This window comes from Lysobacter sp. F6437, assembly GCF_052547215.1.
This window is the reverse complement of the sequence record NZ_JBQWRB010000003.1, coordinates 264,923-277,667: the sequence shown is the minus strand read 5'-3', so window position 1 is coordinate 277,667 and position 12,745 is coordinate 264,923. Positions and strand designations below refer to the sequence as shown.

Below are 12,745 nucleotides of genomic sequence, written 5' to 3'. Positions count from 1 at the left end.
GCCGAAATCGTGCCGAAGGTCGGGACGAAGAAATCACGAAAGGACTTTTCCCAATCCGGCCAATCACTTGCCGACGCCCGGCCAGAGGGCCTCGGCCGGCGGGTCGTACTTCGCAAAGCCAATGTCGCTGGCGTCGTACTCCACCAATGTGACGTACAGCCGGTTCGAGCGGGGGTCCAGGCTGAGTCCGTACGTCGCTGCGCGGCGATTGACGTCCAGACAGCGCGGCGCCCCGCCGGCCGCCGCCCCGTGCACGTCCAGCAGTGCTGAACAGCCGGCGGTACGCTCGATGCCGTAGACCCCGCCGCCCGGCGCCGCGGTCCACGACCGATAACGCTCGGGGGTTGGCCAGGTGCTATCGACCTGGCGCACGCTGCCGGGGTCGAGCTGGAGGTCGGCCTGCCAGAGCCCGGACTCGGCAGGACGCGCGAACAGGACACGGGCACCCGGTGCGTCCACTTCGATCCGGGACACGTCGTCGAGCCTGCCCACGCGTTTCCAGCCGTCGCTCAGATGGTCCAGCAGGTCGACGTGCAGCCGCCCGCGCCGGTCGGCCGACACCACCAGCACACGCTCACCGGAGCCGGTCGGATCGGGCATGTAGATCGCCTGCAACGGTTCCTCCACCGGCAGCGCGAGTCGGGTCATGCGGCCGCTGGCAGGCTCCACCTCGTACACGCCGGGCGAAGCCGTGCCGGCGGAATCGATCCCGCGACCGACCACGAGCAGGCGCTGGCTGTCGGCCGACCACCGCGGCAGATAGCGCGACTCGGGGCGCAGGCCGTCCAGCAGCCGCAGCGAGTCCGGATTGTCCACGTCGGCCCACCACAGCCGGTATTCACCGGAGCGGTCGGAGACGAACGCCAGTTGCCGCCCATCCGGGGCAATGGCAGGCAGGCGGTCACGGCCCGATGACCGGAACATGCGTTCGCCCGGGCCATCCCCGTCCAGGTCGAACCGGTAGACCCCGAACCAGGTGGTTCGCTGCACGTAGGCCAGGGCGGGTGCGTCGGCGGCGATCACCGGATCCTCGGCGTCCGTGATCCCCAGTTCGACGTGGACCCCGGTGTCGAGATCCAGCCGGTACAACCGGCTCTCGTTGTCATGGTGCCGGGAATAGACCAGCGCCCGCCCGTCCCGGTCCCAGTCCCAGCCGCGGATCTGGGCGTTCAGGTGGGTCAGCCGCTCCGCGGTTCCACCGGTTGCCGGCAAGCGCCAGAAATCGCCCAGCGGGGTATTGCGGACAAACACGATCCAGCGCCCGTCGGGCGAATACCGCGGGGCGAAATCATGGTTCAGCGGGCTGGCGCCTTCCTCCAGCGTGCTCAGCCGGCCCGTGTCCAGGTCCAACCGCTGCAGGCCGGGACGGTCGTGGGAGATGCCATGGCTGCCGAACACCAGCCCCTTGCCGTTTGGGGTCCAGTCGAAACTCGGCATGTAGTGTTCATCGCATTGGCCCACGACGCGGTCGGCACCGCCGCTCGCGGACACCACGCGGATCTCGCACCGTTCGCCCTGCACCACCCGCAGGAATGCGATCTCGCGGCCGTCGGGCGACCAGGCCGGGCTGACGTCGTCGGCCTGTCCATCCGGCCGGGTCAGCTGCCGCGGCGGCGTCGGCGTCGTGGTCTGGACCATGATCGCGATGTTGCGCTGGCCCCGCGGCACGGCCCTGTACGCGACCATCGACGCATCCGGGCTGAGGCTGGGGCTCCACTCGAAGCCCGGCGAAGACGTGATCAGGCGTGGCTCGGAAACGTTGGCGCCCACTGGCGTTTGGGGAGCGGTGGGCGATGGAACCGGTTTGCTGTGCCACACCGACCACCCGTAAAGGAGCCCGGCCAGCACGAGCGCGACCAGCGTGGCCCCGACCATCGCGCCCCAGCCGGCGCGTTGCTGTCGCGCACCGGCCGGGATATCGATGTCGTGCCGGGACGGCACCACCTCGTTTCCGCCAGGCCTGTCGGGCTGCGGCACCGCGGCCATGGTTTCCGCGACGGCCGCGGGCGGCGACGGCAGCCACTCCACTTCGGCAAGGAGCCGGTAGCCCCCCTTGGCGATGGTCTCGATATAGGGAGGCGCGCCGTCCGCCGGCCCGAACGCCTTGCGCAACTGGGTCACGGCCTGGGTGACGACGTCATTGGTCGGCATCGTGTCGGGCCAGACCCCGGCCAGCAGCGTATCCCGGCTGACCACCTTTCCCGCGTTGTCGACCAGCACCCGCAACACGCCCATCGACTTGGGCGTGATCCGCACCGGCCGGCGCGCACCCGGGGCATGGACCTCGCGCAGCGGCACGTCGACCTCGCACTGGCCTACGCGCAGGCGATCGGATGGCAGGAATTCAAGGTAGTTCGACATATCCGTTCGATTCTGACGCACCCCAAAGGTGCGGTCATGTGCCTGAAGGAAAAGCGAACCGCCCAATGTCGCAAAACGTGACCGTTGCAAACGCCCGCAGCGCTACTTCGCGTCGCGTGCCCGTCCCAGCGTCAGCCCGATCAGCCGCGACACCACCAGCGCGAGGTAACCCACGCCGGCGAACTGCTCCAGCATCACCAGCACCCGCGCCATCGGCGTCACCGGCACCACGTCCCCCAGGCCGGTGGCCGACAGGTTGGTGGCGCTGAGGAACAGCAATTCGATCCACGGACGGTTCGTGGCCGGGTCGAGCATGTTGACGAAGCTGCCCGGGTCCACCATCTGGCACACCAGATAGGCGAACGCGAACGCCCAGACCAGCAGGGTGAACGTCGCACCGGCCGCGAACAGTTCGTCGGCGCTGACGATGTGGTCGCTCAGCATGTAGCGGATCAGGCCGCTCGCGGCGTAGAAGTACAGCGCCGACTCGAGGGTCGACGACACGATCATCAGGGTGTCGCTGGCCAGCAGGATGGAAAACACCGACGCTGCGATCGCCGGCGCCGCGACCAGCCATGCCACCCACTTGACCGCCGGGCTGCGCGATACCACCCACACCGCCAGCAGCGGGAACAGCACGCCGAACGCGCCGAACAGCGCGCGGCCGCTGTGGCGGCCGTCGAACACCGGGTACAGCAGCAGGCTCAGCAACTGCGCCGCCAGCAGCACTGCCGATGGATGGCGCCGGGCAAGGAACTGCCAGCGGCGGTACAGGAAACCGTGGTTGCTCATGGGCATGGCCGCGAGTTTGCCGCAGAACCGCCGCTGGCGCGTGATCAGGCCTTGCGGTACACCTCGGCGCCGGCGGCGCGGAACTCCGAGGCCTTCTCCGCCATGCCCTCGGCCAGCGCGGCCTGCTCGTCGACGCCATGCTCGGCGGCGTAGTCGCGCACGTCCTGGGTGATCTTCATCGAACAGAAATGCGGGCCGCACATCGAGCAGAAGTGCGCGCTCTTGTGGGCGTCCTTCGGCAGGGTCTCGTCGTGGTATTCGGTCGCGCGCTCGGGGTCGAGGCCGAGGTTGAACTGGTCTTCCCAGCGGAACTCGAAGCGCGCCTTGCTCAACGCGTTGTCACGCGCCTGCGCGCCGGGATGGCCCTTGGCGAGGTCGGCGGCGTGGGCGGCGATCTTGTAGGCCATCAGGCCTTCGCGCACGTCGTCCTTGTTGGGCAGGCCGAGGTGCTCCTTCGGGGTGACATAGCAGAGCATCGCGCAGCCGTACCAGCCGATCATCGCCGCGCCGATCGCCGAGGTGATGTGGTCGTAGCCGGGCGCGATGTCGGTGGTCAGCGGGCCGAGGGTGTAGAACGGCGCCTCGCCGCAGACCTCCAACTGCTTGTCCATGTTCTCCTTGATCAACTGCATCGGCACGTGGCCGGGGCCTTCGATCATGGTCTGGACGTCGTGCTTCCAGGCGATTTTTGTCAGCTCGCCGAGGGTTTCGAGTTCGCCGAACTGGGCGGCGTCGTTGGCATCGGCGATCGAGCCCGGGCGCAGGCCGTCGCCGAGGCTGAAGGCGACGTCATAGGCCTTCATGATCTCGCAGATGTCCTCGAAGTGTTCGTACAGGAAGCTTTCCTTGTGGTGCGCCAGGCACCACTTGGCCATGATCGAGCCGCCGCGCGAAACGATGCCGGTGACGCGCTTCGCCGTCAGCGGCACGTAGCGCAGCAGCACGCCGGCGTGGATCGTGAAGTAGTCGACGCCCTGCTCGGCCTGCTCGATCAACGTGTCGCGGAAGATCTCCCAGGTCAGTTCCTCGGCGCGGCCGTCGACCTTCTCCAGCGCCTGGTAGATCGGCACGGTGCCGATCGGGACCGGCGAGTTGCGAATGATCCACTCGCGGGTCTCGTGGATGTGCTTGCCGGTAGACAGGTCCATCACCGTGTCGGCGCCCCAGCGCATCGACCAGACCAGCTTCTCGACTTCCTCGGCGATCCCCGACGACACCGCGGAGTTGCCGATGTTGGCGTTGACCTTGGTCAGGAAGTTGCGGCCGATGATCATCGGCTCGCTTTCGGGGTGGTTGATGTTGCTGGGGATGATCGCGCGGCCGCGGGCGACCTCGTCGCGGACGAATTCGGGGGTGATGATCTTCTGGATGTTGGCGCCGAACGATTCGCCCGGGTGCTGGTTCAGCAGGTGCGCCTCGCGGATCGCGTCGATGCGCTGGTTCTCGCGGATCGCGATGAATTCCATCTCCGGGGTGACGATGCCGCGGCGGGCGTAATGCATCTGGGTGACGTTGGCACCGGCCAGCGCGCGACGCGGCATGGGACGGTTGCCGAAACGCACGGCGTCGAGCTTCGGGTCGTGCTCGCGCTTGCGACCGAACTCCGACGACAGGCCGGACAACGCCTCGGTGTCTCCGCGCTCGGCGATCCACTGCGCGCGCAACGGGCTCAGGCCACGAGCCAGGTCGATCGACGATGCCGGATCGGTATAGGCGCCGGAGCAGTCGTAGACCGCCAGCGGTGCATTGTCCTCGCCACCAAACAGGGTCGAAGTCGGCGCCAGGGTGATCTCGCGCATCGGCACCCGGATGTCAGGGCGCGACCCTTCGACATGGATCTTGTGCGAGCCGGGGATCGGGCGCACGACGTCGGCGGACAGCTGCTCCGCCTGCTGCTGAAGGTTGGAGGGGATGGCATTCATGGCGTTCGTCCTGTGGCGGCGTGGACGAAGCGGCGGCGCACGGACCCACGGCGGAGCCGGGTCCGGCGAAGCTTCCCTACGGCGGTCTCAACCGCATCAGGTTCGAAGGGTCTGTCTCAACCGGCCCAACCGCACCGGTACCCCCGCTTCAGCGCGCATTTGACCACGGCCATGGCCCGAGGGCCAGTCGCGCGGCGCGGCGGCGATTTACCGCCGCGCCGGCACCTTGACCCGGAACCACGCCGCATACAGCGCCGGCAGGAAGAACAGCGTCAGCACCGTGGCGACCAGCAGGCCGCCCATGATCGCCACCGCCATCGGTCCGAAGAACGCGCTGCGCGACAGCGGGATCATCGCCAGGATCGCCGCCAGCGCGGTCAGCACGATCGGCCGGAAGCGGCGGACGGTCGCTTCCACGATCGCCTCCCAGGTTTCGTGCCCATCGCTGCGGTCCTGCTCGATCTGGTCGACCAGGATCACCGAGTTGCGCATGATCATCCCGGCCAGCGCGATCGTGCCGAGCATCGCGACGAAGCCGAACGGCACCCGGAACACCAGCAGGAACAGGGTGACGCCGATTAGTCCCAGCGGCGCGGTCAGCAACACCATGATGCTGCGCGAGAAGCTGCGCAGTTGCAGCATCAGCAGGGTGAACACGACGAACAGGAACAGCGGCACGCCGGCGGCGATCGAATCCTGCCCGCGCGTCGAATCCTCGACGCTGCCGCCGATGTCGACCGAGTAGCCGAACGGCAGGTCGGCACGGATGTCGTCCAGTGTCGGCGAGATCTGCGCCATCACCGTCGCCGGCTGGGTGCCGTCGTAGATGTCGGCGCGCACGGTCATGGTCGGTTTGCGGTCGCGATGCCAGATGATGCCTTCCTCGAAACCGTATTCCAGCGTCGCGATCTGCCCCAACGGCACGCTCTGGCCGCTTGCGGTCGGCACCATCAGGCTGCCGAGCTGGTCGAGCCGCACGCGCTCGTCGCCGGTGCCGCGCAGCATCATCTCGATCAGCTCGTCGCCCTCGCGATACGTACTGACCTGGTTGCCCGACAGCGAGCCGCCCAGCACCTGCGCCAGCTGCGCCGAACTGATCCCCAGCGCGCGCGCGCGGGCCTGGTCGACCTGCAGGCGCACGACCTTGCCGGGCTCGTCCCAGTCGAGGTTGACGTTGGCGACGTGGCCGTTCCCGCGGATCTTCTCGCGCACCTGGTAAGCGATCTCGCGGACCCGCCCGATATGTTCGCCCGAGACCCGGAACTGCACCGGATAACCGACCGGCGGCCCGTTTTCCAGCCGGGTCACGCGCAACTGCAGTTCAGGGAACTGCGGCACGATCTCCTCGATCATCCAGCTGCGGACCTCCTCGCGCGCCTCGATGTCGGCGGGCATCAGCACGAACTGGGCGAAGTTGGCCGCCGGCAACTGCTGGTCCAGCGGCAGGTAGAAGCGCGGCGAACCGGTGCCGACGTAGGCGGTGTAGTTGACCAGGTCTTCGCGCTCGGCCAACAGCTTTTCCAATCGCTCGACCTGCGCCCGGGTCGCCTTCAGCGAGCTGCCCTCGGCCAGCTCCATGTCGACCATCAGTTCCGGCCGCACCGAGTCCGGGAAGAACTGCTGCGGCACGAAGCGGAACAGCACCAGCGAGGCGGCGAAACCGGCGATGGTCAGGCCGATCACCAGCCAGCGACGGCGTACGCACCACAACAGCCACGCGCGGAAGCGCTGGTAGAAACGCGTGCCATACGGATCGTGTGTGTGGCCGTCGTGCGGCGCCGGCGCAAGCATGTCGGCGAACGCCGGCCAGTGGTCGGCCCAGCGCTGCCGCTGCGCGTGCCAGCGATCAGCCAGCGAGCCGGGCTTCGGCGCCGCGGCATGGCCGCCGTCGGGCAGCAACTTGTCGCCCAAGTAGGGAATGAACACCACCGCCGCGACCCACGACACCAGCAGCGCGATCGTCACCACCTGGAACAGCGAGCGCGTGTACTCGCCGGTGCTCGACGCCGCGGTCGCGATCGGCAGGAATCCCGCCGCCGTGATCAACGTGCCGGTCAGCATCGGGAACGCGGTCGAGTCCCACGCGAACGCCGCCGCGCGCAGGCGGTCCAGGCCCTGCTCCATCTTGATCGCCATCATCTCCACCGCGATGATCGCGTCGTCGACCAGCAGCCCCAGCGACAGCACGAGTGCTCCCAGGGAAATCTTGTGCAGGCCGACCCCGAACAGGCTCATGACGGTGAAGGTCATCGCCAGCACCAGCGGGATCGACAGCGCCACCACCAGCCCGGTGCGCAGGCCCAGCGACAGGAAGCTGACCAGCAGCACGATCACCACCGCCTCGGTCAGCACCTTGACGAACTCGTTGACCGACTCCTCCACCGCGGCGGGCTGGTCGGACACCTTGTGCAGTTCCATCCCGGCCGGGAGCGTCTGCTGCAATTCGGCGAACGTCTCCTCCAGGGTCTCGCCCAACTCGAGGATGTCGCCGCCATCGCGCATCGACACGCCGATGCCGATCGCATCCTCGCCGATGAAGCGCATGCCCGGTCCCGGCGGGTCGGCGAAGCCGCGGTGGACTTCGGCGACATCGCCCAGCCGGAACGTGCGGTCGCCGACCCGGATCGGGAAGTCGCGGATCTGCTCGACGCTCGTGAACTGTCCGCTGATGCGCAACGGCACCCGGCTGCTGGGAGTCTCGAAGAAGCCGGCCGGCACCATCGCGTTCTGCTGGTCCAGCGCATCCTTCACTGCCGCGGCGGGCACCCCGAGGGTGGCCAGCTTGGTATTGGAGAGCTCGATCCAGATCTTCTCGTCCTGCACCCCGAACAGTTCGATCTTGCCGACGTCGGGCACCTGCTGCAGCGCCAGTTGCACGCGCTCCGCATAGTCCTTCAGCACTGCGTAGTCGAAGCCCTCGCCGGTCAGCGCGTAGATGTTGCCGAAGGTGTCGCCGAACTCGTCGTTGAAGAATGGCCCGACGATGTCACGCGGCAACTCGGGGCGCAGGTCGCCAATCTTCTTGCGCACCTGGTAGAACAGTTCGGGGATCTCGCCGGAGCGCATCGAGTCGCGCGCGGCGAAGATCACCTGCGACTCGCCCGGCCGCGAGTACGAGCGGATGAAGTCGTACTCGCCGGTCTCCATCAACTTCTGTTCGATCCGGTCGGTGACCTGGCGGCCGACCTGCTCGGCGGTCGCTCCCGGCCACAGGGTATGGATCACCATCACCTTGAAGGTGAATTCCGGGTCCTCGCTGCGACCGAGCTTGAAGTACGACATCGCCCCGGCGATCGCCAGCACCAGCATCGCGTAGACCACCAGGCTGCGGTGGCGCAGCGCCCACTCGGAGAGATTGAAGCGCATGGCTCAGCCTTCGTCTTCGGACGACGCAGGCACGGGGGCTTCGACGGATCTGTTTTCGCGATCCACCGGTGCAACCTTCTGGCCGGCACGCAACAGATGCCCGCCGGCCGCGACCACCCACGCATCGGGCGCCAGGCCACTTGTCACCGGCGCGCGTTCGCTGCCATACGGGCCGACCTCGATCGGCTGCAGCTTCAGGGTGGATGTCGCGGGATCGACCACGAACACCGCGACCCCGTCCTCGCCAACGCGCTGCAACGCCGACAACGGCACGCTGAGTGCACGGTCGTCGTTGGTGGCGAAGTACACGCGCGCACTCTGGCCGAGGTCGAGCGTTCCTGCCGGCGCATCGATGGTGGCGCGCGCGGCGAACGTGCGCGATGCCGGGTCGGCAGCCGGCGCGACCTCGCGTACGCGGCCGGGCCAGCGCTTGCCGGGTCCGGACCACAGCTCGACCTGCACCGCCTGGCCCGGCTTGATCGTGTCGATCGCGCCCTCGGGCACCGCGAACACGACCTCGCGTCGGCCATCGGCGGCGAGGGTGAAGACCGGCTGGCCGGCACCGACGACTTCCCCGGCTTCGGCCTGGCGCGCGGCAATCACGCCATCCGCAGGTGCGCGCAACTGGCTGTAGCCGGCCTGGTTGCCGGCGACCTCGAGCTCGGCGCGCGCGGCGTCCACCTGGCCCCGGGCGGCGACGGCGGCGGCGTCCTGCGCATCCATGGTCGAGCGGCTGACCAGTTGCTGGTCGGCCAGCGTCGCGAACCGGGCGCGGTCGGCGCGGGCGCGACCGAGTTCGGCTTCGGCCGCGGCGAGTTGCGCGCGGGCGGCTCGGGCGCGCGCCTGCAGGTCGCCGGCGTCCAGCGTGGCGAGCACGTCGCCCTGCTTCACGTGGTCGCCGACATCGACCCGCCGCTCGACCAGCTTGCCGCCGACCCGGAACGACAGCGGGCTTTCCTCACGGGCGCGGATCTCGCCGGCCAGCGAACTGAAACCGTCAGTGGCCGCGGAAGGATGGGTCACCAGTACTGGGCGCGCCGCATCGGTCGGGGCCGGTTCGCCGCCGCAGGCCAACAGCAAGGCGCTGATGGCGAGTGCACATAACGTACTGCGCGTCCCGGCGCGAGCGGTGCGACGCGACGGCAAGCAACGGGTTCGACTGCGCATGGTCTGACGCCTTGTGTGGATTTAGTGCACCAGCCGGTACTGTATAAATATCGAACCCGGTAGTCTAGTATTGAATGATGGTCGCTCGATCCTCCCCTGACAGTCCCCACCACGATCCCGCGGCAACCGAGGCGGCGAAAGCCTCCGGACCGGGCCGCCCGAAAGACCTGGCCAAGCGCGCGGCGATCCTCGAGGCGGCCAAGCAGATGTTCACCCGGCACGGGTTCGACGGCGCCAGCATGGACCAGATCGCATCCGCGGCCGGGGTCTCCAAGCTCACCGTCTACAGCCACTTCGGCGACAAGGAGACGCTGTTCGGCGCCGCGGTCAAGTCCCACTGCGAGACCGGCCTGCCGACGTCGCTGTTCGAGGCCCGCCCCGATATCCCGTTGCGCGAACGCCTGCTGGCCGTGGCCCGGGCGTTCTACGGGATGATCACCAGCCCCGAGGCGATCGCCGGCCACCGCATGCTGTGCACGCCGCAACTGGCCGGCTCGCCATTGTCCCGGCTGTTCTGGGAGGCCGGTCCGGAACGGGTGCAGAACGCGTTCGGCACGCTGCTGGAGCGGCGCATCGCGTCGGGCGAACTGGATATCGAGCCCAGCCCCGAGGCCATCCACCGCGCCGGCACCCAGTTCTGCGTGCTGCTCAAGGGCGAGCCGCACGCGATGCTGGTGTTCGGCTGCGGCGACGTCGGCCCCGCCGACATCGAGGCGCACCTGGCCGCGTCGGTCGACATGTTCCTGCGCGCCTATGCCACCGACCGGAGCGGAACCCCGCGGAGCTCGCGATGACCCCTGACCGCGGTCGCGGTTACTTCTGGCACTCAGGGCCGCGCGACCCGAACGGCGATCCTGTCGCGGCCGCATCAAGCGGCCAGCGGCGCCCGGCGCCGGTACAATTGGCGGTCCACCGCGAGACTGAGACCCTGCAATGAGCACGATCGATTACGCCAACGCCCGTGAACTGATGGTCGAACAACAGGTTCGACCGTGGGACGTGCTCGACCCCCGGGTGCTCGACGTGATCGCGACGCTGCCGCGCGAAGAGTTCGTGCCCGCCGCCCACCGTGCCCTGGCCTACACCGACATGGCACTGCCGCTGCCGCATGGCGAGCGCATGATGAAACCGGTGGTCGAGGGCCGCACCCTGCAATCGCTGGCGCTGCAACCCGGCGACGACGTGCTCGAGATCGGCACCGGCAGCGGCTACCTGAGCGCCTGCCTGGCGCGGCTGGCCCGCGACGTGGTCAGCCTGGAGCAGCACGCCGACCTCGCCGACACCGCCCGCAGCCAGCTCCGCGCCCAGCGCCTGGGCAACGTCAACGTGATCCACGCCGACGCGTTTGCCTACGACACCGATCGCCGCTTCAGCGCGATCTGCGTGACCGCCGCAGTCGATGCCATTCCGGCGAAGTTCGTCGAATGGCTGCAACCGGGCGGGCGCATGTTCGTCATCCGTGGCCGTTCGCCGGCGATGGAAGCGGTACTGCTGCACAACGATGCCGGCCAGCCGCGCATCGAATCACTGTTCGAGACCGACCTCCCCTATCTCGTCGGCGCGGCGCCCCAGCCCGTCTTCGAGTTCTGAAGAAAACCCAAGGACACAGCATGATTCGCCGCCGCCTCGTTCTCGCCCTCGCCTTCGTCCTGCTGCCGGCCACCGCCGCCGCGGAAGACCTGTTGCAGACCTACGAGCTGGCGCGCGCCGGCGACCCGCAGTTCGCCGCCGCCGAATCCGGCCGGTTGTTCACCCGCGAAGGCGCGGTGCAGGCGCGCGCGCAGATGCTGCCGCAGATCGATGGCAGCGCCAGCATCAGCCGCTCGCGCAGTGAAGGTCCGGCGACCCAGACCCAGTTCGATCCGACGACCGGCGAGCCAGTGCAGTTCACCGGCGACATCGAAAGCGAGACCACCACCCGCAGCGTCGGCATCAACGGCAGCCAGATGCTGTTCGACATGTCGCGTTTCACCGCGCTGCGCAGCCAGAAGGCATTGAGCCGCGCCAGCGACTTCCAGCTCGAAGCCGCCGGTGACAACCTGATCACGCGTACCTCGGCCGCGTACTTCAACGTGCTGGTCGAGCTGGAAACCCTGGCCGCCGCGGAAGCCGCCGAGACCGCGCTGCAGAAGCAGTTCGATTTCGCCTCCAAGCGGCTGGAGGTCGGCCTTGCGCCGATCACCGACGTCCACGAGGCCCGCGCCCAGTACGACAGCGCGCGCGCCAACACCATCCTCGCGCGCACCCGCGTCGCCGATGCCTACCAGGCGCTGGCCGAGATCACCGGAACGCCGGTCAACAACGTCCGGGGCCTGCCCGCGGACTTCCAGCCGCAGTTGCCGGTCAGCGAAGGTGTCGATTCGTGGGTGCAGACCGCGTTCGAGACCAATCCGGCATTGCAGGCCAAGCAACTCCAGGTCGAATCGGCCCAGGCCGATGTCAGGACCGCGCAGGCCGCGCACCTGCCGACGCTTTACCTCAATGGCGGTTACAGCAAGGGCAGGACCACCGGCGACCGCACCTTCAGCAGCAGTGACCTTCCCGAGTCGGTCAACAGCCCGATCGAGAGCGAGAGCCGCGGCCCTGAAATCGGCATCACCCTCAACGTGCCGATCTTCTCCGGCGGCGCCACCCAGTCGCGCGTGCGCCAAGCCATCGCGCAGCGCGACATCGCCACCGACGAGCTGGAGCAGCAGAAGCGCGCGCTCGAGCGCAACACCCGCAATGCCTACGAGACCCTGGTCGCCGGCATCAGCGAAGTCGAGGCCCGTCGCCTCGCGCTGGTGTCCGCGCAAGCCGCGTACGACGCTTCGCAGGTCGGGCTGGAAGTCGGCACCCGCACCGTGCTCGACGTGCTGAACAACCAGAACAACCTGTTCACCGCGCAGCAGGCCTATGCGCTGGCCCGCTACAACTACCTGCAGCAGCGGCTGACACTCGAGCAGGCTGCGGGCACGCTCGACATCGCCGACGTGCAGGACATCAACCGCCTGCTGACCGTCGACGCGGATGCGCAGGTGCAGTCGGAAATCCGGCAGTAAAGGGACGGGCCGCACCCGGCCCCGCACCCTGTAGGAGCGGCTTCAGCCGCGATCGAACAACCGTTCGCCCGCGCCGGTTCCAGGTCGCGGCTGAAG

General features: G+C 68.4%; 8 protein-coding genes and 1 riboswitch. Of the genes, 3 read left to right on the top strand and 5 right to left on the bottom strand.

Annotated elements, in window-relative coordinates:
- Window positions 1–63: 63 nt before the first annotated feature.
- The 5 genes from ACT9F5_RS11495 to ACT9F5_RS11475 form a co-directional block, all read right to left on the bottom strand.
- Window positions 64–2,427: a winged helix-turn-helix domain-containing protein gene (locus tag ACT9F5_RS11495; protein ID WP_445120082.1), complete on the bottom strand. Its 2,364-nt coding sequence runs from the start codon at window positions 2,425–2,427 to the stop codon at window positions 64–66.
- A gap of 36 nt (window positions 2,428–2,463) precedes the next feature.
- Complete coding sequence (locus ACT9F5_RS11490) at window positions 2,464–3,153, bottom strand: ion channel (RefSeq protein ID WP_445120081.1); 690 nt, start codon at window positions 3,151–3,153, stop codon at window positions 2,464–2,466.
- 44 nt (window positions 3,154–3,197) lie between these two features.
- The gene (gene thiC, locus ACT9F5_RS11485) at window positions 3,198–5,075 is read right to left on the bottom strand and encodes a phosphomethylpyrimidine synthase ThiC (protein ID WP_445120080.1); all 1,878 of its coding nucleotides are present in this window, start codon (window positions 5,073–5,075) and stop codon (window positions 3,198–3,200) included.
- 55 nt (window positions 5,076–5,130) lie between these two features.
- Window positions 5,131–5,230, bottom strand: a riboswitch (TPP riboswitch).
- A gap of 52 nt (window positions 5,231–5,282) precedes the next feature.
- Window positions 5,283–8,441, bottom strand: a complete 3,159-nt coding sequence (locus ACT9F5_RS11480; RefSeq protein WP_445120079.1) for an efflux RND transporter permease subunit — start codon at window positions 8,439–8,441, stop codon at window positions 5,283–5,285.
- Between the two features lie 3 nt (window positions 8,442–8,444).
- On the bottom strand, window positions 8,445–9,464 hold the full coding sequence (locus ACT9F5_RS11475) for an efflux RND transporter periplasmic adaptor subunit (protein ID WP_445120078.1): 1,020 nt from the start codon (window positions 9,462–9,464) through the stop codon (window positions 8,445–8,447).
- 221 nt (window positions 9,465–9,685) lie between these two features.
- Here ACT9F5_RS11475 and ACT9F5_RS11470 point away from each other — a divergent pair, with 221 nt between their 5' ends.
- The 3 genes from ACT9F5_RS11470 to ACT9F5_RS11460 all read left to right on the top strand — a co-directional run bounded on the left by ACT9F5_RS11470 (window position 9,686) and on the right by ACT9F5_RS11460 (window position 12,649).
- Window positions 9,686–10,402, top strand: a complete 717-nt coding sequence (locus ACT9F5_RS11470; RefSeq protein WP_445120077.1) for a TetR/AcrR family transcriptional regulator C-terminal domain-containing protein — start codon at window positions 9,686–9,688, stop codon at window positions 10,400–10,402.
- A 139-nt stretch (window positions 10,403–10,541) separates the two neighbouring features.
- Complete coding sequence (locus ACT9F5_RS11465) at window positions 10,542–11,198, top strand: rRNA adenine N-6-methyltransferase family protein (RefSeq protein ID WP_445120076.1); 657 nt, start codon at window positions 10,542–10,544, stop codon at window positions 11,196–11,198.
- A 20-nt stretch (window positions 11,199–11,218) separates the two neighbouring features.
- Entirely contained in the window at window positions 11,219–12,649 is a 1,431-nt protein-coding gene (locus ACT9F5_RS11460; RefSeq protein WP_445120075.1) for a TolC family outer membrane protein, read from the top strand.
- Window positions 12,650–12,745: the final 96 nt, after the last annotated feature.